General features: G+C 71.8%; 21 protein-coding genes. 6 read left to right on the forward strand and 15 right to left on the reverse strand.

Annotated features, from left to right (window positions below; genetic code table 11):
• Window positions 1–71 precede the first annotated feature (71 nt).
• On the forward strand, window positions 72–623 hold the full coding sequence (locus GBN72_RS25270) for a GNAT family N-acetyltransferase (protein WP_246212894.1): 552 nt from the start codon (window positions 72–74) through the stop codon (window positions 621–623).
• An 85-nt stretch (window positions 624–708) separates the two neighbouring features.
• Here GBN72_RS25270 and GBN72_RS25275 read toward each other — a convergent pair whose 3' ends face one another.
• The 8 genes from GBN72_RS25275 to GBN72_RS25310 all read right to left on the reverse strand — a co-directional run bounded on the left by GBN72_RS25275 (window position 709) and on the right by GBN72_RS25310 (window position 10,330).
• On the reverse strand, window positions 709–2,163 hold the full coding sequence (locus tag GBN72_RS25275; protein ID WP_151774233.1) for a flotillin family protein: 1,455 nt from the start codon (window positions 2,161–2,163) through the stop codon (window positions 709–711).
• Window positions 2,164–2,282: 119 nt separating this feature from the next.
• Window positions 2,283–2,798, reverse strand: a complete 516-nt coding sequence (locus GBN72_RS25280) for an NfeD C-terminal domain-containing protein (protein WP_151774234.1) — start codon at window positions 2,796–2,798, stop codon at window positions 2,283–2,285.
• Window positions 2,799–2,955: 157 nt separating this feature from the next.
• Window positions 2,956–4,734 (reverse strand): type IV secretory system conjugative DNA transfer family protein, encoded by a 1,779-nt coding sequence (locus tag GBN72_RS25285; protein WP_151774235.1) that lies wholly within the window; start codon window positions 4,732–4,734, stop codon window positions 2,956–2,958.
• Window positions 4,735–4,736: 2 nt separating this feature from the next.
• Entirely contained in the window at window positions 4,737–6,158 is a 1,422-nt protein-coding gene (locus GBN72_RS25290; protein ID WP_151774236.1) for an ATP-binding protein, read from the reverse strand.
• Window positions 6,159–6,172: 14 nt separating this feature from the next.
• Complete coding sequence (locus tag GBN72_RS25295) at window positions 6,173–7,735, reverse strand: SCO6880 family protein (RefSeq protein WP_151774237.1); 1,563 nt, start codon at window positions 7,733–7,735, stop codon at window positions 6,173–6,175.
• A complete protein-coding gene (locus GBN72_RS25300; protein WP_151774238.1) occupies window positions 7,732–9,024 on the reverse strand; it encodes a hypothetical protein in 1,293 nt (430 codons plus the stop codon). The genes GBN72_RS25295 and GBN72_RS25300 overlap by 4 nt, the downstream gene beginning before the upstream one ends.
• Entirely contained in the window at window positions 9,014–9,790 is a 777-nt protein-coding gene (locus GBN72_RS25305) for a DUF8175 domain-containg protein (protein WP_151774239.1), read from the reverse strand. The genes GBN72_RS25300 and GBN72_RS25305 overlap by 11 nt, the downstream gene beginning before the upstream one ends.
• 231 nt (window positions 9,791–10,021) lie before the next feature.
• Window positions 10,022–10,330 carry a DUF8827 family protein gene (locus GBN72_RS25310; RefSeq protein ID WP_151774240.1) on the reverse strand — a complete coding sequence of 103 codons (309 nt, stop codon included), beginning with the start codon at window positions 10,328–10,330 and terminating at the stop codon, window positions 10,022–10,024.
• A 408-nt stretch (window positions 10,331–10,738) separates the two neighbouring features.
• Between GBN72_RS25310 and GBN72_RS25315 the strand changes: the two genes are divergently transcribed.
• The 4 genes from GBN72_RS25315 (at window position 10,739) to GBN72_RS25330 (ending at window position 15,600) form a co-directional block, all read left to right on the forward strand.
• Window positions 10,739–12,511, forward strand: a complete 1,773-nt coding sequence (locus GBN72_RS25315) for a serine/threonine-protein kinase (RefSeq protein ID WP_151774241.1) — start codon at window positions 10,739–10,741, stop codon at window positions 12,509–12,511.
• Window positions 12,512–12,631: 120 nt separating this feature from the next.
• Window positions 12,632–13,588, forward strand: a complete 957-nt coding sequence (locus GBN72_RS25320; RefSeq protein WP_174887211.1) for a C40 family peptidase — start codon at window positions 12,632–12,634, stop codon at window positions 13,586–13,588.
• A gap of 264 nt (window positions 13,589–13,852) precedes the next feature.
• Window positions 13,853–14,587 carry a phosphatase PAP2 family protein gene (locus GBN72_RS25325; protein ID WP_151774242.1) on the forward strand — a complete coding sequence of 245 codons (735 nt, stop codon included), beginning with the start codon at window positions 13,853–13,855 and terminating at the stop codon, window positions 14,585–14,587.
• Between the two features lie 158 nt (window positions 14,588–14,745).
• A complete protein-coding gene (locus GBN72_RS25330; RefSeq protein ID WP_151774243.1) occupies window positions 14,746–15,600 on the forward strand; it encodes an SCO4651 family lipoprotein in 855 nt (284 codons plus the stop codon).
• Window positions 15,601–16,226: 626 nt separating this feature from the next.
• Here GBN72_RS25330 and GBN72_RS25335 read toward each other — a convergent pair.
• Both GBN72_RS25335 and GBN72_RS25340 read right to left on the reverse strand, forming a co-directional pair.
• Window positions 16,227–17,228 carry an inorganic phosphate transporter gene (locus GBN72_RS25335; protein WP_151774244.1) on the reverse strand — a complete coding sequence of 334 codons (1,002 nt, stop codon included), beginning with the start codon at window positions 17,226–17,228 and terminating at the stop codon, window positions 16,227–16,229.
• Between the two features lie 8 nt (window positions 17,229–17,236).
• Complete coding sequence (locus tag GBN72_RS25340) at window positions 17,237–17,857, reverse strand: DUF47 domain-containing protein (protein ID WP_151774245.1); 621 nt, start codon at window positions 17,855–17,857, stop codon at window positions 17,237–17,239.
• A 236-nt stretch (window positions 17,858–18,093) separates the two neighbouring features.
• On the opposite strand from GBN72_RS25340, the gene GBN72_RS35930 reads away from it, so the two are divergent.
• The gene (locus GBN72_RS35930; protein WP_151774246.1) at window positions 18,094–18,513 is read left to right on the forward strand and encodes a metal-sensitive transcriptional regulator; all 420 of its coding nucleotides are present in this window, start codon (window positions 18,094–18,096) and stop codon (window positions 18,511–18,513) included.
• Window positions 18,514–18,559: 46 nt separating this feature from the next.
• On the opposite strand, the gene GBN72_RS25350 is transcribed toward GBN72_RS35930, so the two are convergent.
• The 5 genes from GBN72_RS25350 to pstS all read right to left on the reverse strand — a co-directional run bounded on the left by GBN72_RS25350 (window position 18,560) and on the right by pstS (window position 23,151).
• Complete coding sequence (locus tag GBN72_RS25350; RefSeq protein ID WP_151774247.1) at window positions 18,560–18,739, reverse strand: hypothetical protein; 180 nt, start codon at window positions 18,737–18,739, stop codon at window positions 18,560–18,562.
• Window positions 18,740–19,009: 270 nt separating this feature from the next.
• A complete protein-coding gene (gene pstB / locus GBN72_RS25355; RefSeq protein WP_151774248.1) occupies window positions 19,010–19,786 on the reverse strand; it encodes a phosphate ABC transporter ATP-binding protein PstB in 777 nt (258 codons plus the stop codon).
• Window positions 19,787–19,806: 20 nt separating this feature from the next.
• Window positions 19,807–20,853 (reverse strand): phosphate ABC transporter permease PstA, encoded by a 1,047-nt coding sequence (gene pstA / locus GBN72_RS25360; protein ID WP_151774249.1) that lies wholly within the window; start codon window positions 20,851–20,853, stop codon window positions 19,807–19,809.
• On the reverse strand, window positions 20,850–21,914 hold the full coding sequence (pstC, locus tag GBN72_RS25365) for a phosphate ABC transporter permease subunit PstC (RefSeq protein ID WP_151774250.1): 1,065 nt from the start codon (window positions 21,912–21,914) through the stop codon (window positions 20,850–20,852). Before pstC ends, pstA begins: the two co-directional genes overlap by 4 nt.
• A 112-nt stretch (window positions 21,915–22,026) precedes the next feature.
• On the reverse strand, window positions 22,027–23,151 hold the full coding sequence (pstS, locus tag GBN72_RS25370) for a phosphate ABC transporter substrate-binding protein PstS (RefSeq protein WP_151774554.1): 1,125 nt from the start codon (window positions 23,149–23,151) through the stop codon (window positions 22,027–22,029).
• Window positions 23,152–23,738: the final 587 nt, after the last annotated feature.

Raw genomic sequence — 23,738 nt, forward strand, 5'->3', positions numbered from 1 at the left:
GCCCGTTTCGGATGGTTCGTTCGCGTTTAATCGGGTGGGCGGTCTGTTCTGGTTTTGCTTAGCCTGACCGTATGGACGACAGACAGCGACCCGTCATCCGGGTGATACGCGCCGCGGAGTGGCGTGAGATGAAGGCACTGCGGCTGCTTTCGCTGCAGGACCCGGTGGCTCATCTGGCCTTCGCCGAGACCTACGAGAACGCCGCCGGCAAGCCGGACTCGTTCTGGCAGGAGCGGACGGAAGGTGCCGCGGAGGGTGGCACCGCGGTCCGGCAGTTCGTGGCGGAGCTTCCGGGTGTGGGTGGCTGGGTCGGCACGGTGGCGGTCCTGCTGGAGACGCCGGGGGAGGCGGACTTCCTTGGTGTGCCGATCGAGCGCCGGCAGGCCCAGGTGGTGGGCGTGTTCGTGCAGCCCGAGTACCGCGGCACCGGGCTGATCGGGGAACTCCTCGAAGCGGCGGTGGCCTGGGCCTGGGAGAGCGGGGCCGAGCAGGTACGGCTCTACGTCCACGAGCGGAACGAGCGCGCGCTCGGCGCGTACCGTCGGCTCGGGTTCCGGCCGAGTGGGCTCAAGGTTCCGGAGGGCGATGACTTCGAGTGGGAGCTTGTGCTGCCCAAGGCGTGACGGCGTGTGATGTGTGGAGGGCCCCGGTTCGTCCCATGGAGACATGGGGCGAACCGGGGCCCTCGGTGTATGTGGCCGCGGTGGGTCACTCGGTGATCGGGACGCTCCCGTTGCGGGTTCCGGTGTCGCCGGCGCCGTTCCGCTGGGTGAGGTTCTTCAGCAGGGACGGGAGGTCGACTCCGGTGGTGGAGCTCAGCAGTTCCAGGCCCTGGGCGACGTTGTCGGTGACCGTGCGGGAGAGCTGGCTGGCGCCGTCGGTGGAGATGACCGTCATCTTGTCGATGGCGCTCATCGGCTCGGCGGCCTTCTCGACGACCTGGGGAAGGATCTCCACCAGCATCTGGAGGATGGCCGCGTCACCGTACTGGCGGTAGGCGTCGGCCTTCTTCTCCATGGCGGCGGCCTCCGCGGCGCCCTTGACGCCGATGGCGGCCGCCTCGGCCTCACCCTCGAGGCGTACGGCCTCGGCGATGGCGCTGCGGCGCTGCTTCTCGCCCTCACCGGTGAGGCGGGCCCGCTCGGCCTCCGCCTGTGCGGAGGCGATGCCGGCCAGGCGTTCGGCCTCCGCCTGCTTCACACGGGCGACGCGCTTGGCCTCGGCGTCCTGCTCGGCGGCGTACCGCTTGGCGTCGGCCGGCTTGCGGACCTCGGTGTCGAGCTGCCGGTCGGTCAGGGCGGCCTGGCGCTCGGCGACCTTCTCCTGTTCCTGGAGGATCTCCTGCTGGCGGGCCGCCTCGGCGAGCGGGCCGGAGGCCGCGGCGCGGGCCTTGGCCTCGTCGGTCTCGGCCTGGATCTCCGCCTGCTTGAGGGCGAAGGTCCGCTGGGCGACCGCGATCTCCTCCTCGGCCTTCAGACGGGCCTGTTCGGCGGCGCGGCGGGCGATGGCCTCGGCGATGTCCGCTTCCTGCTTGGCGCGGGCGGCCTCGGGACGACCGAGGTCCTGGAGGTAGGAGCCCTCGGTGGTGATGTCCTGGATCTGGAAGGCGTCGGTGATCAGGCCCTGTCCGGAGAGGCTGGCCTCGGCCTCCTCGGCGACCTGGCCGGCGAAGGCGGCACGGTCGCGGATGATGTCCTCGACGGACATGCGGCCCACGATGGCGCGCAGGGCGCCGGACAGCACTTCCTGGGTGAAGCCGACGATGTCGTCCTGCTGGCCGAGGAAGCGCTGGGCGGCGGCGCGGATGGCGTCCTCGGTGCCGCCGACCTTGACGATGGCCACGCCGTCCAGGTTGGCCTTGATGCCCCGGAGGGTGACCGCGCCGCGGACCGACACGGGGATCTGACGGGACGACAGGTCCAGGCTGAAGCGCTGCTGCAGGAACGGGACGACGAAGACGCCGCCGCCGACCACGACCTTCTGGCCGCTGTTGTCGGTGAAGACGGTGCCGGTCTCCGGGTCGGTGGCCTTCTTGCCGCGGCGGCCGGTGACGATGAAGGCCTCGTTGGGGCCGGCCACCTTGTAGCGGCTGACCACGATCAGGGCGAGCAGGAAGAGGAGTACGACGACTCCTGCCGAGGCGATGACGACAGGGCTTGGCATGGATTCCCCCCAGGGAACGGAACAGCGCTGGTGGTGGGACTGGGTGCGAGGTGCGAGGTGCGAGATGCGCGGTGGGCGGTGCGCAGTGCTGGGTGTTCGGTGTCGGGGCGCGGGCGGGGTCAGCTTTCGACCGGGCGCACCGAGATGGAGGTGCTCGACAGGGACTGGTCGACCCAGACCCGGGTGCCGCGCGGCAGTGGTCGGTCGGCGCGGGCGGCGAGTTTCACGGGCTGGCCCGCGAGCCGCACCAGGACCTCGCCGTAGCCGTTGGCCGATATGGCGGTGACGACGACACCGGTGACACCGACGACGTCGGCCTCGCGGGGCGCGGAGCCGGAACGGTCGTTCATCAGGGCCCTGCTGGCGCGGTAGGCACCCCAGGCGGTGAGCAGGGCGGCGGGGACGGCAACGGCGGCCGCGGCGACCGGGCCGAGGCCGGTGGTGCCGGTGACGATCGCGCCGGTGAAGCCGAGCATCGAGACGAAGCCCGCGACCACGGGCAGCGAGATCAGACCGTCGAAGAGGCCGTTGAGGGCCTCGACACCGCCGAAGAGGCCTTCGAGGACGCCGTCGAAGAGGAGCGCCACGGCGAGAACGACGAGCCCCGCGAAACCAAGCCCCAGGAACCAGACCATGCAGCCCACCCCTCCCGTATGCCCGCTGTCACGGGAGACGGCGGGCAGGGACCCACGGTTGCACCCCGGTGGTCGGAAGGCACCTTTTTTGAGCGAGTCCTGAGGGACGGCGTCACGTGGGGGTGAAGGGCAGGGGGAAGGGCGGGCGGAATCCGGTTCAGAGGCCGGCGTGCGGCCAGCGGGCGCGGAGCTGTTCCCGGGAGCGGACCAGGGCCAGGGTGGGCAGGCCCAGTGCGGTGCCCGCGGACAGGAGGTCCGGGAGCTGGGGGACCGGGGCGACGGCGGCGACGTCGTCGAGGACGAGGGTGATTGGTGGGTCGAGGCGGCCGGAGGATGACCGTTCGGCCATGCGCCGGCCGCGCTCGACCACGCTTGAGGCGAGGGCCGTCAGGAGCGGCATGGCCGCCGGATCGGTCCTCGGGTCCTCGACGGATTCGCCGATCACATAGAGCGTGCCCGATTCGTGGACGAAGGAATCCAGTACCAGGGAATCGTTCCGGTTCGGTGTGCACGCCTCGCGGATGTGGACGGCGCCCAGGCAGGCGAGGGCGCGGGAGGTCAACTGGTGAGCCATGTCGCGGCGTTCGGTGTGAGCGGTGAGCGCCGACTCCAGCTCCCCGGCCGCGCCGGAGGCGGCGGAGGGGTGGGTGCGCAGGGCGCGGACGGCTTCCTGGACATGGTTGCCCTGGGCCCAGCGGTGCAGGTGGCGGACCGTGCGGCCGTCCACGGCGGCGGCGTGCAGGTAGCAGCGGAGCAGGGTCTCGGCGGTGTCGGCGACCGCGGCGTCCAGGCGGGCCGCCGGACGGACCGGGGCCAGCAGGGCGGTGGCGCGGGCGGCAGCGGTGTCCCGCTCCTCGCAGCCGGCCAGCGGGGACCAGTGGAGGCGGGCCGGTGTGTCGCAGAGACGGGACGCGTCGTGCACCAGGACGGGACCCAGCTTGGCGCGGGCGTCCTTGGTGGCCTCCCAGAGCGCCGGGTCGGAGGTGACGGCCAGGACGGGCCCCTCGGCCTCCAGGACGGCCTGCACGGCGGTGGAGAGGCGTTCCGCGGGCGGTGCGTACAGCACGGGGCCGACGGGCGTGGGGACGGCCGCCGGAAGGGGCGCCACGGGAAGCGGCGCCGTGGGTGCGGACGACCCCTGCGGGGGCGCCGGCGCAGGGTGTGCTGCCGCCGGGTGTGCTGCCGGCACGGGGGCCGTGGGCCACGGCGGTGCGGGCGGGGCCGGTGCGGGCGGATGGGCTGTCGCCACCGCCGGGACGACGTGGTCGGCAGGGCCGGACCCGGCCGGTGGAGTGGGCGTACCGCTTGCGGGCGGAGCCCCCGGAGGTGCCGTGCCGGCCCCGCCGGGGGCGTGGTGCGCGTGGGGCACGGGCCCGTGGTCCGGGTGGTGCGCGGGCCGGGCGGGAGGCACCGGCGCGGGCGTCGTCGGGGCCGTGTCGGCGGGCAGCCGGGGGTCGGCCTTGGCCGACGCGGCGTGTGCGGCCGGCGTGGTGTGTGCGGCCGGTGTGGCGGGGCGGTCGTGGCCGGGCAGGGGGAGGCCGGCCCTTCTGGCGGCGCGGACCGCCCTCCAGCGGGCCACCGTGCCCAGCACGAAGACGGTGAGGACGATCAGCACCATCAGCTCGCCGATCAGCAGCCCCCAGAAGAGCCCGTAACCGGAGAGGGCCTCCGGGGCGGCGTCCGGCCAGGCGCCCGCGAGGTCGCGCGGGCTGCCGACCAGGTGCCGTATGGCGAGCGGGCTGCGGGTGAAGGTGACCGCGTCCGGCCAGGACCCGTGGCTGAACAGGGCGGCCAGGCCGGTCGCCGTCCACACCAGCAGGGTGAGGCCGAGCAGGAAGGCGAGCAGGCCGACCAGCAGCCCGTCCGGGACGCCGCCCTGACCGTCCGGCCGGCCCTGACCGCCCGGCGTGGCGCTGCGCTTCTCCTCGGGCGGCACCGTCAGGCCACCGACGACTTGGACTCGGGGTACTGGTGGTGCATAAAGGCGGTCGCCCTCTCCTCCGCTTCCAGTTCCGCCGCTCGCAGGGCCTCGGACAGCTCCTCCTCGGCCAGGTCGCTGGCCGACTCGGTCATGGCGCGGTCGGTGAAGACCAGCGGGCGTTCGCTCTCGGTCACCAGGTGCTTGACCACCTGGACGTTGCCGTTGACGTCCCACACCGCGATGCCGGGCGTCAGGGTGGGGATGATCTCCACCGCCCACCGGGGCAGGCCCAGCACACGGCCGGTGGCGCGGGCCTCGTCGGCCTTCTGGGCGTAGATGGTGCGCGTGGAGGCCATCTTCAGGATCGCCGCGGCCTCCTTGGCGGCGGCACCGTCCACCACGTCGGAGAGGTGGTGGACCACGGCGACGAAGGACAGGCCGAGGCGGCGGCCGAACTTCAGCAGACGCTGGAAGAGCTGCGCCACGAAAGGGCTGTTGATGATGTGCCAGGCCTCTTCCACCAGGAAGATGCGCTTCTTGCGGTCGGGCCGGATCCAGGTGTGCTCCAGCCACACGCCGACGATCGCCATCAGGATCGGCATCGCGATCGAGTTGCGGTCGATGTGCGAGAGGTCGAAGACGATCAGCGGCGCGTCCAGGTCGATGCCGACCGTGGTGGGGCCGTCGAACATGCCGCGCAGGTCGCCGTCGACCAGGCGGTCGAGGACCAGCGCCACGTCCAGGCCCCACGCGCGGACGTCCTCCAGGGCGACGTTCATCGCCTCCGCGGACTCCGGCTTGGGGTGGCGGAGCTGCTCGACGATGTCGGTGAGCACCGGCTGGCGGGCCGTGATGGTGGCGTTGACGTAGGCGTGGGCCACCTTGAGGGCGAAGCCGGCGCGCTCGTCGAGGCCGTGGCCCATGGCCACCTCGATGATGGTGCGCAGCAGCGCCAGCTGGCCGGTCGAGGTGATCGCCGGGTCCAGCGGGTTGAGGCGGATGCCGTGGTCGAGGGCGGCGGTCGGGTCCAGGCGGATGGGGGTTATGCCGAGTTCCTGGGCCACCAGGTTCCACTCGCCGACGCCGTCCTCGCCCTGGGCGTCCAGGACGACGACCTGGCGGTCGCGGAAGCGGAGCTGGCGCAGGACGTAGGTCTTCTCCAGCGCGGACTTGCCGTTGCCGGACTCGCCCAGCACCAGCCAGTGCGGGGCGGGCAGCTGCTGGCCGTAGAGCTGGAACGGGTCGTAGATGTAGCCCTTGCCGGAGTACACCTCGCGGCCGATGATCACACCGGAGTCGCCGAGTCCGGGCGCGGCGGTGGGCAGGTAGACGGCCTGCGCCTGGCCGGTGGAGGTGCGCACCGGCAGACGGGTCGTCTCCACCTTGCCGAACAGGAACGACGTGAAGGCTTCCGTGAGGACGGACAGCGGGTCCCGCATCAGAGCATCAGCCCCTACCTTCGGATTCCGGTCGCGAATGGAAGCGTGTTGACGAAGGCGCGGTGGTGCTCGCGGTCGCACCACTCGAGCTTGAGGTACGACTTGCCGGCCGACGCGCGGATGGTGCGCTTGTCCCGGGCGAGCGCCTCGGGGCTGCGGGAGGAGACGGTGATCCAGCCGACCAGGTTGACGCCTGCGGCGCCGCTGGCCAGGTCCTCGCCGCGCTGGTCGAGGCGGGAGTGGGCGGCCATGTCGCGGGGGTCGACGGTGCGGTTCATCTTGGCGGCGCGGCTGGCCTCGGCCTCGTCGTTCGTCTTCTCGGTGAGCATCCGCTCGATGGCGACCTCGGTGGGCTCGAGGTCCATGGTGACGGCGACCGTGCGGATCACGTCGGGGGTGTGGACCAGGAGCGGGGCGAGGAAGTTCACGCCGACCGGGGTCATCGGCCACTCCTTGACCCAGGCGGTGGCGTGGCACCAGGGGTCGCGGGTGGAGGACTCGCGGGTCTTGGCCTGGAGGTAGTTGGGCTCGCGGGCGTCCAGCTCGGCCGGCCAGGCGTTGCGCTTGGACATCGCCTGGATGTGGTCGATCGGGTGGTCCGGGTCGTACATGGAGTGGATCAGCGACGACAGGCGGGCCTGGCCGAGCGGCTGGCGGACCCGGATGTCGGCCTCCTGGAGGCGCGAGCAGATGTCGGTCAGCTCCCTGGCCATCACGACGGCGAGGCCGCCGTCCTTGTCCAGCTTGCGGCCGGGGCCGCGGCGGGCCGCGCGGGCCATGGCGTGCGCCTCGGCCGCCAGTTCGCGGCTGTAGTGCATGCAGGCGACCAGGTAGGCGCGGTGCTGCTCGCTGCTGGTGGAGACCATGGACTGGAGCTGGTCGTAGGAGCGGCGCAGCCACTGCGGGGACCGCTCGTCACCGCGCATCGCGACGTCCTTGGCGTGCGCGTCGGGGTCGGCGGGCAGGGTGCGGGCCAGCATCTGGAGGCGGGTGACGAAGCCGTCCCCGTTGGCGACGTGCTTCAGCAGGGTGCCGAACCGGTCGACCAGCGCCTCCTGGTCCTCGCTGTCGCGCAGGCCCACGCCGGGGCCCTCGATCTCGATGGCGGCGGTGACGGTACGCCGGTCGGCGTGCAGCAGCACGGCGATCTCGTCGGGGCCGAACGGCGCGGACAGCCAGGTGATGCGGCCGATGCCGGGGGGCGGGCCGACCTCGACCTGACGGCCGTCGAGCCGGGTGCCCGCCTCCATGGCGGCCGAGCGGTAGACGGCGTTGGGGCCGCGGACCGTGCGCTTGTAGCTGCGGTTGATCTCGAACCACTTGTAGATCGTGCGGCCCTTGTACGGCACGTACACCGCGGCGATCGACAGCATGGGGAAACCGGCCAGCAGGACGATCCGCGGGGTGAGCAGCGGAACCAGCAGACCGCACATCATGCCGAGGAAGGCACCGGCGATGATCAGCGCGATCTCGCCGGTCTCCCGGTTGCGGCCGATGATCGCGTTGGGGCGGGCGCGGCCGATCAGATACGTGCGGCGGGGCGCGACCGGGTGGGGGACCTGCGCGTGGGTCGTCAACGCCCTTCACCTCCTGTGCGGTTGGTGCGGCTGTCAGAGGCGTGGGGGCTGCCCGCCGGGGCGGTGGGACTCGCCGGGCGGGGAGCGGGGGCGGTGGCCGCGGACCCGCCGCGGGAGCCGTGGGCGGCGACGCCGCCGGAGACCTGGTTGGCGGGGCGCGGCGCGGCGCCGCCGCCGTTGTCGGCGCGGCTGGAGTGCGTCTTGATGCCCTGGGCGACCAGGGTGGCCGGGGAGCTGATCACCGCGGCGGCCTTGCTCTCGGCGCCCTGCATCAGGCGGTTGTTGCGGCTGTTGGCGATCTCGTCGCCGAAGCCGGGGACGAAGCGGTAGATCATCGCGCTGGCGAAGATGGCCAGCAGGATGATCGCCAGGCCGGAGACGATCGCGGCCAGCTCGTCGGGGCCGTCGTCGCCGGCGAGCGCTCCGGCCAGGCCGAGGACGATCACGATGACCGGCTTCACCATGATGACGGCGATCATGATGCCCGCCCAGCGGCGGACGTGGCCCCAGAGGTTCTTGTCGACGAGGCCGGCGTAGACGACGACGCCGAGCAGCGCGCCGACGTAGAGCAGGACGGCGCGGAGGTAGAGCTCCAGGTAGAGGAGACCGGCGGCGACGATGGAGACCAGGGAGACCAGGATCAGCATGATCGGGCCGCCACCCATGTCGTCGCCCTTCTTGAGGGCGGCGGAGAAGGTGCCGAAGAAGGCGTCGGTCTGGTCGCCGGTGGCGCCGGCCAGGACGTCGGTGACGCCGTCGGTCGCGGAGACCACGGTGTAGAGGATCAGCGGGGTGAAGGCGCTGGCGAGCACGGTCAGCCAGAGGAAGCCGACGGCTTCGCCGAGCGCGGTGGACAGCGGGACGCCGCGGACGGCGCGCTTGGCCACGGCGAGCAGCCACAGGACCAGGGTGAGGACGGTCGAGGCGGCGAACACGACGGCGTACTGCTTGAGGAACTGCGGGTTGGTGAAGTCGACGGTGGCCGTCTCCTGGACGAGCTCGCTGAGCTTGGTGACGGTCCAGGACGCGGCGTCGGCGAAGCCCCTTGCGAGGGAGGCGAGGGGGTCCAGGGCGGTGGTGGGGTCGCCGGGGACGCTGTTCGCGCCCACGCCGCCACCGCTGCCGCCGCCTTCGCCGCGTTCGCAGTAGTCCTTGGCGGGGCCGTGGATGAGGTCGCAGGGGTCGTCCGAAGGCGTGGGGGAGGGCGCCGCCACGGCACGAGCGGCCACGAGCTGCATCACAGCGACGATGCCGACAGCGGTGAGGGCGCGTCGTGGGTTACCGCGCATATGTGAACCCTCCGTACTCCTCGACCGCGTTGGCGATCTCTCCCGCACTGGACGCCTTGTCGTCTCCCGGTACGGGAGCCGGGCCGTCCCTCTGGTCGTGGTCGGTGATCTTCCAGTCGCCGCTCACGTACTCGAGCTGCATGGTGATGGTGAACCAACTGTTGGTCACCGGCGTGGTGGAGCCCTCGCCGGCCAGGCCGAGGAGACCGCTGCACCAGACCTCTACCGTTGCCTTGTCCGCGGAGTAGTCGGTGGCCTTCGTGCCAACGGGGGTCGTGCGCGAGACGAAGGTGAAGCCCGTGGGCGCGGAGCCGTCCGTGCCGAGCCCGACGTTCTGGTAGAACTCGGGGCCGTACGCCTTGTCGAGAGTCGACCGGAAGGCGGGCACACGGGAGGGCGTGATGATCGCCTCGAGGATGGTGTCCCGGCGGCCCTTGTCGAACATCTCGGCCGACCCCAGCGCCACCGCGTAGTTCGCTGCCGCGCTCTGGGCGCCCTGCTCGTCGTGGGCGAACCCCGAGGCGACCGGCCGCTCGCCCGTGGGGGCGGTCGGGGATGTGGCGGGGGCGTTGTCGCCGCCGGCGGTGTCGTCGCCGCCACGGTTGGCGAAGGCGATCGCCGCGATGAGCAGGACGATGACGCCCACGCCCGTCACCAGGCCGCGCGAGGACCTGCCGCCGCCACGCCCCCTGCGCGGCGGCAGCTCGTTCCGCTCCGGCATGCGGGTGCGCGTCTGACCGTCGCCGTAGTCGTCCCCGAGACTCATGCGCCGTTCGCCCCTTCGGTCGCGCCGTACGGGAGTTCGTCGTACTGGAACGTGCCAAGGTACGACGGTAGTCCTCCTGGACCCCGTGCGGGCGCGGTGTGGTGACTGGACATCAGGGTGACGCATCCTCAGCCGGTGGGACAGCGGACATGTGGGGGTCTCGGAAGCATCCGGGGGGCGCTCCGGCCGGGACTGGACGGGGTGCCGTGCGCGGGGGTGGTCCGGGCCCGGCTAGACGGCCATGCCGTAGACGATGGTGAACAGCGTGCCGAGTGAACCGATGATGAAGACGCCGGTGAGGCCGGCGATGATGAGGCCCTTGCCCTGTTCCGCGCTGAACGTGTCGCGCAGTGCGGTGGCGCCGATGCGCTGCTTGGCGGCGCCCCAGATGGCGATGCCGAGGCAGAGCAGGATGGCGATGGCCATGACCACTTCGATCATCACCTTCGCCTCGCCGCCCAGGCTGCCGAAGGGGCCCCAGTCCGGAGCGATCCCGCCGATGATGGTGGTGATGTCTCCCTCGTCAGCTGCAAGAAGCATGTAACTCACCGCCCCTGTTGGGTAGTTCCGCGTGGCCTCCGCCGGGTTGCGGAGGACAGGCCTCATTGTCGCCGACGATGACGTGCTGTCATGTCGACTTGGCGTCATTGCGTGGCTGGTTTTGTGTGGCTGTTATGAGGCCGGGGCGACGGGATGTACGGAAAGTCGCCCCGTTCTAACGAGAAGTAATCATATGATCACTTTGTGTATCACGGTCGGGTGCGTCGGGCAACGATCCCGACCGGTTGGGTCGGCGCGGCGCGGCGCGGCGTGGCGCGCCGTGGCCGCGTCGGCCGCGGGGGCGTTCGGCGGGTGGCACGGGCGGCGTCCGGGAGGCGGGGGGCGCACGGCCCCGCGGGATGTTCGTCCCCTCCGCATCGCCGGGCCGTCTGTGGCACTGTCTTGTCCGTGGACGAGTTGAGGGTGAACGACCCCGCGGTACTGGGCCCTTACGTCCTCCATGCCCGGTTGGGGGCGGGAGGCATGGGCCAGGTGTACCTCGGCAGGTCGCCGGGTGGACGTCTGGTGGCCCTCAAGGTCGTCCGGGAGGAGATCACCGGGCATCCCGAGGCGCTGCTGCGCTTCCGGCGTGAGGTCGAGACGGCCCGGGCGGTCCGCAGCGCCTACACGGCCAACCTGATCGACGCCTCCCTGGACGAGGCGCCGTACTGGCTGGCGACGGAGTACGTCCAGGGCCCGACGCTGAGCGCGGCCGTCGGCGAGCGGGGACCGCTGCCCGCGGAGACCTGCCGGGGCCTCTTCGCCGCGCTGGCCGAGGGGCTGGCGGCGGTGCACGCGTGCGGGGTCACGCACCGGGACCTGAAGCCGCAGAACGTGATCCTGTCCCAGCGGGGCCCGCAGTTGATCGACTTCGGCATCGCGCGCGGCGCGGAGCAGACCGCCGTCACCGAGGACGGGGCGTCCGGACCGGGGACGCCGGGCTTCACCGCGCCCGAGGTGCTGATGCGCAACGAGGTCGGGCCCGCCGCCGACGTCTTCGCCCTCGGGGCCACCATCGCGTACGCGGCCACCGGGCGGCCGCCCTTCGGCACCGGTCCCGCGGCGAGCGTCGGCTACCGCGCGGTCTACGAGCCGATCGACCTCGTGGGCGTCGAGGACGGCCTCGCGGAGCTCGTGCGGGCGTGCGTGGCGAAGGACCCCGCCGCCAGGCCCTCGCCGGCCCAGGTGATCGAGCGCTGCGCCGTGGCGGGTGCGCTGGTGGGCGACGTCCACTACGCGGCCCTCGTGGGCGCAGGGGCGGCGGCGCCGCAGGGCCCCGTCGCTGCGGTCCATGGCGGCCCGGTTGCGGCCCAGGGCCACGCCCAGGGCGCGGGGGCCCGGGCCTCGGCCGTGCCGGCCGGGGCTCCGGCAATGCCGCACGATCTGCCCACGCTCGACGGCTACACGCCCACACAGCTCGCCGGCGCGAGCGGGCCGGCTGCCCGGCGGCGGCGCGCGTGGACCGTGGTGGGCACCGTGGCCCTGGTGGCGGCGGTCACCGGAGGCGTGCTGGTGGCCATACCGGACGGCGGGGAGGACGGGGGGAAGAAGGAGCGGGCGGCGAGCGGCGACACCGCCGGGCCGGACGCCAAGGCCTCGGCGTCCCCCTCGGGCGGCGGTGGCGGGAGCGACGCCGTGCCGGAGCCGCCGACGCACATCGAGCAGACCGCTCCCAACGTGACGTACTGGAGCGCGGACCCCCACGACGAGTGGACGGGCGGGCGGTGCAACATCCCGAGCGAGGAAGTCGAGCAGAACTTCCAGTTCGCGGTGCCGCGCGATCCGGCGGACGTCGCGTCCGGCAAAGCCAGGATCGGCATGCGCCTGAAGTACCCCGACGATCCGCCGGGGGACCACTACTACGCGGTCGCCGTGGTGAAGCCTCCGCACGACCAGCCGGTGGCGGAGGCCGAGGCGTCCGGCCTCGGGCTGGTCGAGAACCGCGCGCTCGGGCACGCGAGCAGGATCGTGGACCTCAAGCCCGGCAAGGGCTCGTCGGACACGCCGTGGGTGGAGTTCGTCTACCCCGACGACTTCGGCACGGAGGTCCAGGGGAAGAGCCGGACCGCCGCCAGACCGCTGCGGGACGATCCCGGCGACTGGACTGTCATGTTCCTGCACGTGACGGGTCCGAAGGACTACCGCACCGTCGTCTGCGACGGCTTCACCGTCGCGGAGTAGGCGGGGGACGGCCGTGGGAAGGAGAAGGACCGGCGATGCGCCGGCCGGGTCACCTCGTGGGGGAGGGCTGAGAACGTGCGGAAGGTGTGGCTGACCGGAGGGGCGGTCGTCGGGGCCGTCATGGGCTTCGTCATGTTGCTGGTGATCGGCGTGTACGTCGTCGCCGGCAACCTGGTGAGGGGTGCGACACAGGGCGCCGTGGACGTCGTGGAAGGGTCGGTTCCGGCGCAGTACGTGAAGCTGGTGCGGGACTGGGGAAATCTCTGTCCGGAAATCAACCCCGCCCTGCTGGCCGCCCAGCTGTACCAGGAGAGCGGCTGGGACGCCGACGTGGTGAGCCACGCCGACGCCCGGGGCATCGCGCAGTTCATCCCGAGCACCTGGGCCACCCACGGGATCGACGGGGACCGCGACGGCGACCGGGACATCTGGGACCCGAAGGACGCCATCCCTTCGGCGGCCTCCTACGACTGCGAGCTGGCGAAGTACGTGGACGACGTACCGGGGGACCGGACGAACAACATGCTGGCCGCCTACAACGCCGGCGCCTACCGCGTGATCAGGTCCGGTGGTGTCCCGGCGATCACCGAGACGCAGAACTACGTGAAGCGGATCCGGGCGCTGGAGAAGTCGTTCGCCAAGCCGAAGGCGCGGCTGGAACCGAGCAGGCAGGCGGCCGGCGCGATCATGTACGCGCAGGACAAGCTGGGCACGCCCTACCTGTGGGGCGGCAACGGCACCGCGGACCAGGGTGGCCGGTTCGACTGCTCGGGGCTGACCAAGGCGGCGTACGAGAGCGTGGGGATCGAGCTGCCACGGGTGGCGAACGATCAGTACAACGCCGGGCCGCATCCTTCGAGGGATGAACTTCTTCCGGGCGATCTCGTATTCTTTTCGGACGACCCCACTAATTCCCGGGCGATTGATCACGTAGGGATCTATGTCGGTGGCGGTTACATGATCGACGCGCCCTACACCGGCGCGGTGATCCGCTTCGATCCGGTGGACACCCCGAAGTACTTCGGGGCGACCAGGGTCACCGCCGAGGGCGCGGCGGCGCTGCCGAACGCGGCGTGACGGCGGAGGGATGGTGTGCGTCACGCGCGGATGCGTGTGCGCCACGTGAAGCTCTGCCCTGAGCTGCACGGACGAGTTGCTCTTGGGTAACGTCTCGGTGATCTTTCGCCGGGAAATGGAACCCTTGAGCGAGGGTCGTGCGTTCCTGGTGGTGTACGGGAACCGCACGGGACCCACGTCGCACCACGGGGGTGGACAAGCGGCGCGCACGCGCAAGGGACGCGTGTGCGTTCCGGAGGCACAGATGAAGGGGCCGACTGCACGATGGCTGGACTCGCCGAATCCGGGTCGAATCCCGATGTCGGCCTGCTCTTCGAGATAAACGGCCTGGCCGAGGCGGCCCCCACCTGGTTCGACCGGACCATGGAGTACGTCGGGGAGTACGGGCTGCCGCTCGCCATCGTGGTGATGGGGCTGTGGTGCCTGGTACGCGTCCGGCGGCTCGGCCGGGAGGGCGTCGCGGACCGCGGGTCGGTGGTCGCCTCGGTGGCGGCCATCGCCTGGATGCCGGTGGCGGCGCTGGTCGCCGTCATCGTGAACATACCCATCCGGGGGTTCGTGGAGCGGCCCCGGCCCTTCCTGACGCACCGCGGGCTCGAGGTGCTGGTCGAGGGCAAGGACGACTACTCCTTCGTGAGCGACCACGCGACGCTGGCCATGGCCATGGCGGTCGCGCTCTTCCTCGCCCACCGGAAGTTCGGTGTGGTGGCGATCGTGCTGGCGCTGCTGGCCGGGCTGTCGCGTGTCTACATGGGCGTCCACTACCCGACGGACGTGGCGGGCGGCTTCGCGCTGGGCACCGCGGTGGCCCTGCTGCTCTCGCCGGTCGCCATGGCGGTGCTGACGCCGCTGGTCGGCTGGCTCGGCCGGGTGCCGGGCATCGGGCGGCTGCTCCTGGGCGACGTGGCGCGCGAGGACGGCCGGGCGGCGCGGACGGAGACCCCCTCCTCGGAGGACCGGTCCGCCGGGGGCCCAGACGCCCGCGGTCTCGCCGCCTGACCCGACGAGCGCACGTCACGGGGCCCGTACCTCTGGGAGGTACGGGCCCCGCCCATGTGGGGGGACCGCGCCCGGTGTGCGTGACGGGGGGTGCTACCCGTCGTTAACCGGAACGGCAAGGCCCGTGGGCGGACGAACCCGCATGGGGGTGGCAGGCGATGGGACGGTGGCGGCGGATGCGGCGCGCCGGTGTGGACGTGGCCGTGGCGGCCGCGTGGGCCGCGGTCATGGCCGGCGTCGTCGGCTGCTCCGGCGGGGCCGTCGCGGACGACCGGCGGGCCGGTGGCGCGGACGGTCCGCAGGGCGCCCGGAACCTGCTGAGGCAGGCCGCGGGCCGCCTGGCGGCGGCGGGGACCTCGCGGGCCAGCACCTCGATGGCGATGGCGGCGGGCGGCACGCGGATCGTCATCCGCGGTGAGGGCGTGTACGACTACCGGCGGCAGCGGGGCGAGCTGCTGGTGACGCTGCCGGAGGAGCCGGCCGGGCGGGCGCTGCGGCGGCCGATCACCGAGCTGCTGACGCCCGGGGCGGTGTTCCTGAAGAACCGGGGGGAGGGCGTCCCCCTGGACAAATGGGTGCGGCTGGACGCCGGGGACTCGGCTGACGGGAACCTGGTGACCGGGGGCGCCACGGACCCGCTGGCGGCGGCGGAGCTGCTGCGGGGGACCCGGCGGGCCGAGTACCGGGGGACGGTGGACTTCGCCGGGACGCAGGTGCGGCGGTACGAGGGGGTGGCCCACCTGGGGGACGCGGCGGTGCGGGCGGGGGCGGGGTGGCGGGAAGGGCTGCGGGCGGCGGCGAAAGGGTTCGCCAGTGCGGAGGTGCCGTTCGACGTGTACCTGGACCGTGAGGGGCGGATCCGGAAGGTCCGGCAGGAGTTCAGCTTTCTGAACGAGGCGCGGCGGACGGTGGTGGTGACGTCGACGATGACGCTCTACGACTTCGGGGCGGCGGTCGACGTCCGGCTTCCCGCCGCGGGGGACATCTTCGCGGGGCGCATCGCCTCCCGGTGACCCCCGGGGCGGGGCCGGCGTCCCGTGCGGGGCGTTCCCTCCGCCGCGGTCTTGGTCCTGGTCCTTCCGCCCCGCGGCGCGGGGGCCCTCCGCTCCGCCTGCGCGAGGCCGCCTCACCGTGCGGTCCGTGGACAGTGCCGTTCCTTCCCCGTGCGGCGGGGCCACCGTGCGGTGCACGGATCACGCCCGTCCCGTCTGCGGGCAATCGTGCCGCCAAGGGCGATGGGGGAGGGTGGGCGCCGGCCTCACGTACGCACGCGGCGGCTCGCTCCCCGGAACCTTGGCCTCCTGGGAAGGGGGCGGGTCGGGGGATGGACAGTGCTGTCCGCACGGGGCCGGGCTTGTGCGTGCCGCAGTGAGGTCACGTGCGTAAGGTGCCGCCCGCTTGCGCGTGGTGGATGGGACCGCTCGCTGCGGAGGCTGGGGCCTGCGCCCGCCCGTGCCGCCCTCTGGGCGGCCCAGCCGCCCGCAGAAACGGCGGAGCATGCGTCTGCAGGGCGTGGCTGGGGTGGGCCTGGTGCCGCGCCGGGGCGGGCGAGCAGGCGGCCAGGTGTTGCCTGTGGGGGCAAGGACGGGCGCCGCACGCGCGGGGACGGGCGGCGGACTCCGCGCGCGGGCGGGGCGGGTTACAGGAGGGCGACGAGGTGGACGAGGCCGTAGCAGGCGGCGGCGACCGTCGCCGCGGCCGGCATGGTGATGAACCAACCGAGGACGATGTTCTTGGCCACGCCCCACCGCACCGCGTTGACCCGCTTGGTCGCGCCGACACCCATGATCGCCGAGGTGATCACGTGCGTGGTCGAGATCGGCGCCTTGAAGATGAAGGCGGTCACGAACATGATCGACGCGCCCGTGGTCTCGGCGGCGAACCCCTGCGGCGGATCCAGCTCGATGATCTTGCGCCCCAGCGTCCGCATGATGCGCCAGCCGCCCGCGTAGGTGCCCAGTGACAGCATCAGCGCGCACATGACCTTGACCCACACCGGGATCGCGTCGCCGTACTCCTCGACGTCGGCGATGACCAGGGCCATCACCACGATGCCCATCGTCTTCTGGGCGTCCTGCAGGCCGTGGCCCAGCGCCATGCCGGCCGCGGAGACGGTCTGGGCGATGCGGAAGCCGCGCTTGGCCTTGTGCGGATTGGAGCGCCGGAAGATCCACATGATGGCCGTCATCACCAAGTAGCCGATGACCAGGCCCACCACGGGCGAGATGAACATCGGCAGCACGATCTTCTGCAGGACGCCGTCCCAGAAGACGGTGATCCCGCCGGCCAGGGCCGCGCCCACCATGCCGCCGAAGAGGGCGTGCGAGGAGGACGAGGGCAGGCCGAAGTACCAGGTGAGGAGGTTCCAGGCGATCGCGCCGACCAGCGCCGCGAAGAGGATGCCCATGCCCTTGGAGCCCTGGGGCGTCTCGATCAGACCCTCACTGACGGTCTTGGCGACGCCGGAGCCCAGGAAGGCGCCGAGCAGGTTCATCACGGCGGCCATCGCCAGCGCGGCCCGCGGGGTCAGCGCCCGGGTGGAGACCGAGGTGGCGATCGCGTTCGCGGAGTCGTGGAAGCCGTTGGTGTAGGTGAAGAAGAGCGCGACGCCTACGGTCACGATCAGAGCAAAGGTGTCCATGTCAGGGGTCAGGACTCCTTGACCGAGATCGTCTCCACCGTGTTGGCCACGTGTTCGAAGGCGTCGGCGGCCTCCTCGAGGACGTCCACGATCTGCTTGAGCTTGAGCACCTCGATGGCGTCGTACTTGCCGTTGAAGAGCTGGGCCAGCAGCTTGCGGTGGATCTGGTCGGCCTGGTTCTCGAGGCGGTTGACCTCGATCCAGTACTCGGTGAGGTTCGACATGGTGCGCAGGTTGGGCATGGCCTCGGCGGTCAGCTCGGCCGCGCGCGCCAGTACCTCGATCTGCTGCTCGACGCCCTTGGGGAGTTCCTCGACGTTGTAGAGGACGACCAGGTCGACGGCCTCCTCCATGAAGTCCATGATGTCGTCGAGCGAGCCGGCGAGGGTGTAGATGTCCTCGCGGTCGAACGGCGTGATGAAGGACGAGTTCAGTTGGTGGAAGATCGCGTGGGTGGCGTCGTCGCCCGCGTGTTCCGCGGCCCGCATCCGCTCGGCGATCTCGCCCCGCGCGGACGGCTCCGCACCGAGCAGTTCCAGCAGGAGCTTGGAGCCCGTGACGATGTTGTCCGCGGAGGCGGAGAACATGTCGTAGAAGCTCGTCTCCCTGGGGGTCAGACGAAAGCGCACGTGGGGTCCTCGGAGGGTCTTCGAATCGGTCAGGGTGATGCTAGGCCCATCAGGTGGCCGCTGCTAATGGAGCGGCGTGCCGGAATCCAGTGTCGTCCATCCGCTCCGCTGCGGCCGTAACCCCATCTACCCACCGAACGCGAGTACCATATACCCGGCAGGGGTATGCATCTCGGGTAGGCCGTCGGGGTCCGGCCGTGACATATGTGACACACGAGGCGAGGAGGCTGCCGGAGATGGCGACGACGCCGGAGGCCGGGCAGGCCGTGGAGGCCCCCGCCGAGGAGCACGGGGCCCAGGAGCGGGCGGCAGGCGGGCACGGGGCCGGGGAGCCCGGGCAGGACCGGGCCGCGGACGCCGCCGCGAACGGGCACCACTACGGCTATCACGCGCAGAAGGCCGAGCACCTGAAGCGCCTGCGGCGGATCGAGGGGCAGATCCGCGGTCTGCAGCGGATGGTCGAGGAGGACGTCTACTGCATCGACATACTCACGCAGGTCTCCGCCTCGACCAAGGGGCTGCAGTCGTTCGCGCTGCAGTTGCTGGAGGAGCACCTGCGGCACTGTGTGGCCGACGCGGCGGTCAAGGGCGGCGACGAGATCGACGCGAAGGTCGAGGAGGCCACCAAGGCCATCGCCCGGATGCTGCGCACCTGACGGTCCGCTGCGCACCCTGACGGTCCCGGCCGGGCCGGGGCGGCACTCAGCGTGCGGCGCGCCGGTCCTCCCTGACGCGGAGGATCTCGTCGATGCTCGCCTGGCTGAGCCGGTCGACGTTCGCCGAGGACGCGGCGATCATCAGGTCGCCGCAGATCTCTATCTCGGCGAGAGCGATCGGGTCCTGGACCTGTCCCGGTGCGCCGAGCGGAGCCACGCTGATCACCTCTCCTTCTGCCGGAGCCCGTACGGGCTTTCCAGAGTAAGGAGCGACGGCGGTCGGCGCATGGCACGGACGGGCTAGTCCGGTGGGCCCAGAAGGTCCGGGACGGAAGGTCCGGGACGGAAGCTCCGGGACGGAAGGTCCGGAGCCCAGAAGGTCCGGAGGGGTCCGCGCCGGTGCGGCGCGGACCCCGGGGCCTCGCGGTGGCACCGCCATGCAGCACCGCGAGGAGCTTGCGAGGAGCTCCGGGGGAGCTCGTGGGGGACCGCCGGATCAGCCGAAGCGGCCCGAGATGTAGTCCTCGGTGTCCTGCACCGACGGGTTGGAGAAGATCCGCTCGGTCTCGTCGATCTCGATCAGCTTGCCGGGCCGGCCGATCGCCTCCAGGTTGAAGAAGGCGGTGCGGTCAGAGACACGGGCCGCCTGCTGCATGTTGTGGGTGACGATGACGATCGTGTACTGCTCCTTGAGCTCACCGATCAGGTCCTCGATGGCGAGCGTGGAGATCGGGTCGAGGGCCGAGCAGGGCTCGTCCATCAGCAGGACCTTGGGCTGCACGGCGGTCGCCCGCGCGATGCACAGGCGCTGCTGCTGGCCGCCGGAGAGGCCGGAGCCGGGCTTGTTCAGGCGGTCCTTGACCTCGTTCCAGAGGTTGGCGCCGCGCAGGGACTGCTCGACGACGCCGTCGAGCTCGGACTTCTTGTAGCTGCCGTTCAGCCGCAGGCCGGCCGCCACGTTGTCGTAGATCGACATGGTGGGGAACGGGTTGGGCCGCTGGAAGACCATGCCGACCTCCCGGCGCACCGACACGGGGTCGATCCCGGGGCCGTACAGGTCCTCGTCGTCCAGCATCACCTTGCCCTCGACGCGGCCGCCGGGGACGACCTCGTGCATGCGGTTCAGGGTGCGCAGGAACGTGGACTTGCCGCAGCCGGAGGGGCCGATGAAGGCGGTCACCGAGCGGGGTTCGATGGTCATCGAGATATCCTCGATGGCCTTGTGGGCGCCGTAGAAGGCGGAGAGGCCGCTGACGTCGATTCGCTTGGCCATTTCAGTCACTTCCAGAATTTTCAGCGGGGCGTCTTCCAGCGGGCGATGCCGCGGGCCACCAGGTTGAGGATCATCACGAAGGCGATCAGCGTCAGTGCCGCCGCCCAGGCGCGGTCGTAGGCCGCGGTCGAGCCGGCGCTGTTGATGTACTGCTGGTAGATGTAGAGCGGCAGCGACGCCTGGGCTCCCTCGAAGGGATTGGCGTTGATGAAGTTGTTGCCGAAGACCAGCAGCAGCACCGGGGCGCTCTCGCCCGCGATACGGGCGATGGCGAGCATCACGCCGGTGGTGATGCCGCCGACCGCGGTCGGCAGGACGACCTTCAGGATGGTCCGCCACCTGGGCACACCCAGGGCGAGGGACGCCTCGCGCAGCTCGTTGGGGACGAGCTTGAGCATCTCCTCGGTGGAGCGGACGACGACCGGCAGCATCAGGATGGCCAGCGCCAGCGAGCCGGCGAAGCCGAACGGCTGCAGGTCGAGCATGAGCATCAGGCTCAGGATGAACAGGCCGGCCACGATGGACGGGATGCCGGTCATCACGTCGACGAAGAAGGTGACGGCCCTGGCGAGCGCGCCCCGGCCGTACTCCACCAGGTAGATCGCGGTGAGCACCCCGACCGGGGCGGCGATCAGGGTGGCGAGGCCCACCTGCTGCGCGGTGCCGAGGATGGCGTGGTAGATGCCGCCGCCGGGCTCGGCGTCGGCCACGACGCCCATGGAGTGGGTGAGGAAGTACCCGTCGAGGACCTTCACGCCGCGCACCGCGGTCTCCCAGACGAGGGAGAGCAGGGGGACGACGGCGAGCAGGAAGGCGACCCAGACCAGGCTGGTGGCGACGCGGTCCTTGGCCTGCCGGCGGCCCTCGACCTTGGCGGAGAGCGCGAAGGTGCCGAGGACGAACAGGACGGCCGCGATCAGCCCCCACTGGACGCGGCTGTGCAGGCCGAAGGCGAGCCCGGCGGCCACGGCGACGGCGACCGCGGTGACGGCGACGCCCCAGGGGGCCCACTTCGGGAGCCGGGCGCCTTGCAGGGAGACGGGCTTGAGAACGGTCGTGGTGCTCATGCGTTGGCCCCCGAGTACTCCTTGCGGCGGGCGATGATCACGCGTGCGGCGCCGTTGACCAGCAGGGTGATGACGAACAGGACGAGACCGGAGGCGATCAGCGCGTCACGGCCCTGCTCGTTCGCCTCGCCGAACTTGCTGGCGATGTTCTGGGCGAAGGTGCCACCGCCCGGGTCGAGCAGGCTGGCCTGGATGTCGAAGGTGGGCGACAGGACGGTCGCCACGGCCATGGTCTCGCCGAGCGCGCGGCCGAGGCCCAGCATCGAGGCGGAGATCACGCCGGAGCGGCCGAAGGGGAGCACCGACATGCGGATGACCTCCCAGCGCGTCGCGCCGAGGGCGAGCGCGGCCTCCTCGTGCGCCTTGGGCACCTGGCGGAAGACCTCGCGGCTCACGTTGGTGATGACCGGCAGGATCATGATCGCCAGCAGGATGCCGACGGTGAGCATGGAGCGCGCCGGGCCGCCCTGCCAGGAGAAGAGGCCGGTCCAGCCCAGGTACTCGTTCAGCCAGCTGAAGAGGCCGTTCATGTGCGGGACCAGGACCAGCGCGCCCCACAGGCCGTAGACGATCGACGGCACGGCCGCGAGCAGGTCCACCACGTAGGCGATGGGGCCGCTGAGCCTGCGCGGCGCGTAGTGGGTCAGGAAGAGCGCGATGGCCACCGCGACCGGTACCGCGATGACCATGGCGATCACCGAGGACACCACGGTGCCGAAGGCCAGCACGGCGATGCCGAACACCGGCTCGGTGCTGTTGGGGTCCCACTCGAAGGTGGTGAGGAAGTTGCCCTGGTCCTTGCTGATGGCGAGGGCGGCGCGGTAGCTCAGGAACACCGCGATCGCGGCCATCACGGCCAGCAGCAGGATGCCCGAGCCGCGGGAGAGGCCGAGGAAGACGCGGTCGCCCCGGCGGGTCGTGCCGCGGGCGGTGCGGGGCGCGCCGGACGTCGGGGCCGGCTTCCCGTCCGGGCCCGGGTCGGAGGGCGCGGGGGTCGTGGCCGCGCCCGCGGAAACGGTGTCGTCGTCGCCCGCTTGGGGCTTTCGTGTCGATATGTCCATCAGGATCTCCGGTCTGCGGGGCCGTGGCCCGCCCTGGTGGTGCTGGGCGGGCCCGCGGCTCCTGGCGGCGGTGCACCGGACGGAGCCCGGCCGGGGGCCGGGCTCGCGGGGGTCAGGCGAGGCCGTCGATGGTCTCGCGGACCTTGCCGATGATCTCGTCGGGGATCGGGGCGTAGCCGGCGTCGGCGAGCAGCCCCTGGCCGTCCTCGCTCGCGATGTAGTTCAGGAAGGCCTTGGTCGCCGGGAGCGTCTCGGGCTTGTTGCCCTTGTCGCAGACGATCTCGTAGGTGACCAGGACGATCGGGTAGGCGTTGTCGGCGGTGGTGCCGTAGTTCAGCTCCAGGGCCAGGTCCTTGCCGGTGCCCACGATCTTGGCGTCGGCGATGGCGTTGGAGGCGTTCTCCACGGTCGCGGCGACCGGGGCGGAGGCGCCGGTGGCGATGGAGACGGTGGTGCTGTCCTTGGCGTAGGAGAGCTCCATGTAGCCGATGGCGCCCTCGGTCTGCTTCACCTGCTGGGCCACGCCGCTGGAGCCGGAGGCCGCCTGGCCGCCCTTGGCCTGCCAGGACTTGCCGCCCTCGTACTTCCAGTCGTCCGGGGCCGCGGCGATCAGGTACTTGGTGAAGTTGTCCGTGGTGCCGGACTCGTCGGAGCGGTGGAAGGCCTGGATCTTGGTGGACGGCAGCTCGGCGTCCGGGTTCAGCTTCTTGATCGCCGCGTCGTCCCAGGTGGTGATCTTCGAGTCGAAGATCTTCGCCAGGGTCGGGGCGTCCAGGACCAGACCGTCCACGCCGGGGAGGTTGTAGGAGACCGCGATCGGGCCGCCGACCATGGGCAGGTCGATCGCCTGGCCGTCCTTGCAGATCTTCTTGGACTCCTCGATCTCCTCCGGCTTGAGCGCGGAGTCGGAGCCGGCGAAGGCGACCTGGCCCTGGGTGAACGCGGTGATGCCGGCGCCCGAGCCGGAGCCCTTGTAGTTGATCTGGAGGGCGCCCTGGCAGGCGGCGGAGAACTGCTTCACCCACGCGTCTATCGCGTTCTTCTGCGCGGAGGAGCCGTCCGCGAGGAGCTGGCCCTTGGCGTCGCCGCAGTCGATCGCGCCCGCCTTCGGGGTGTTGGTGCCGCCGGTGCCACCGGTCTCGCTCGTCGCGTCCGAGCCGCACGCCGTGAGGGCCAGGGCGCCGGAGACGGCGAGGGCGCCGAGGGTCAGGGCCCGCCGGGTCCGGCGCCGGGTCATGCGCTGAAGCGTCACTTTTCGTGGATTCCTTCCGGGAGCCGCCCGGGTGGTTGGTGTCCGGTGGCGGCGTGCGAAGTGTCGGGTGCCGGGGGGTGTCTTTGCGTCGGTTTCCCCGCCGTCGAGGTCGAAATTAGGCCGGTGAGGTGACGGGGTCGACGGGGGAGGGTGAACGGCGGGTGAATCCGGGGGGACGGGGCGGTGAGGTCGCCGCGGGGTGGGGTGCCTGTGCCGTTCCGCCGCCGTGGCCCTGTGCCCTTGCCACGGCGCGCCGCGCCGTGCCGTGCCGTTCTCCGTGCGTGCCGCCTTGCGTGTGGCGCCGCCGGCCCGCCTCGGATGCCGCGGCGCGTGCGGGTGCCTTGCCTGCCGTCCGCCTTGCGGGTGTCCCGGCCCCGGTGCGCGGGGGGCTGGGCCGGCCCCGAACCCCTGACCGCGCGCAGCCAAGCGCCGGGCCCGGGGGACGCCCGTCCCGTTCACGCAGCCGCGTTCGCCCGCCGTTCTGCGCGCCGCCCGCCGTTCTGCCGGCGGCTGGGCCGCCCCGGGGGCGATGGGGGAGGGCGGGCGCAGGCCCCGGCCTCCGCGGCGAGCGG

Origin of the sequence: Streptomyces abyssomicinicus (assembly GCF_008974245.1) — a bacterium.
In the GTDB taxonomy this organism is placed as follows: Bacteria; Actinomycetota; Actinomycetes; order Streptomycetales; family Streptomycetaceae; genus Streptomyces; species Streptomyces abyssomicinicus.

Bases quoted from the DNA above. Each gene is read 5' to 3' on its own strand.
- GBN72_RS25310 (WP_151774240.1), bottom strand. From the start codon at position 10,330: ATGCTTCTTGCAGCTGACGAGGGAGACATCACCACCATCATCGGCGGG.
- GBN72_RS25300 (WP_151774238.1), bottom strand. From the start codon at position 9,024: ATGCGCGGTAACCCACGACGCGCCCTCACCGCTGTCGGCATCGTCGCT.
- GBN72_RS25275 (WP_151774233.1), bottom strand. From the start codon at position 2,163: ATGCCAAGCCCTGTCGTCATCGCCTCGGCAGGAGTCGTCGTACTCCTC.
- GBN72_RS25325 (WP_151774242.1), top strand. From the start codon at position 13,853: ATGGCTGGACTCGCCGAATCCGGGTCGAATCCCGATGTCGGCCTGCTC.
- GBN72_RS25335 (WP_151774244.1), bottom strand. From the start codon at position 17,228: ATGGACACCTTTGCTCTGATCGTGACCGTAGGCGTCGCGCTCTTCTTC.
- GBN72_RS25320 (WP_174887211.1), top strand. From the start codon at position 12,632: ATGGGCTTCGTCATGTTGCTGGTGATCGGCGTGTACGTCGTCGCCGGC.
- pstB (WP_151774248.1), bottom strand. From the start codon at position 19,786: ATGGCCAAGCGAATCGACGTCAGCGGCCTCTCCGCCTTCTACGGCGCC.
- GBN72_RS25305 (WP_151774239.1), bottom strand. From the start codon at position 9,790: ATGAGTCTCGGGGACGACTACGGCGACGGTCAGACGCGCACCCGCATG.
- pstC (WP_151774250.1), bottom strand. From the start codon at position 21,914: ATGGACATATCGACACGAAAGCCCCAAGCGGGCGACGACGACACCGTT.
- GBN72_RS35930 (WP_151774246.1), top strand. From the start codon at position 18,094: ATGGCGACGACGCCGGAGGCCGGGCAGGCCGTGGAGGCCCCCGCCGAG.
- GBN72_RS25330 (WP_151774243.1), top strand. From the start codon at position 14,746: ATGGGACGGTGGCGGCGGATGCGGCGCGCCGGTGTGGACGTGGCCGTG.
- pstA (WP_151774249.1), bottom strand. From the start codon at position 20,853: ATGAGCACCACGACCGTTCTCAAGCCCGTCTCCCTGCAAGGCGCCCGG.
- GBN72_RS25280 (WP_151774234.1), bottom strand. From the start codon at position 2,798: ATGGTCTGGTTCCTGGGGCTTGGTTTCGCGGGGCTCGTCGTTCTCGCC.
- pstS (WP_151774554.1), bottom strand. From the start codon at position 23,151: ATGACCCGGCGCCGGACCCGGCGGGCCCTGACCCTCGGCGCCCTCGCC.
- GBN72_RS25270 (WP_246212894.1), top strand. From the start codon at position 72: ATGGACGACAGACAGCGACCCGTCATCCGGGTGATACGCGCCGCGGAG.
- GBN72_RS25290 (WP_151774236.1), bottom strand. From the start codon at position 6,158: ATGCGGGACCCGCTGTCCGTCCTCACGGAAGCCTTCACGTCGTTCCTG.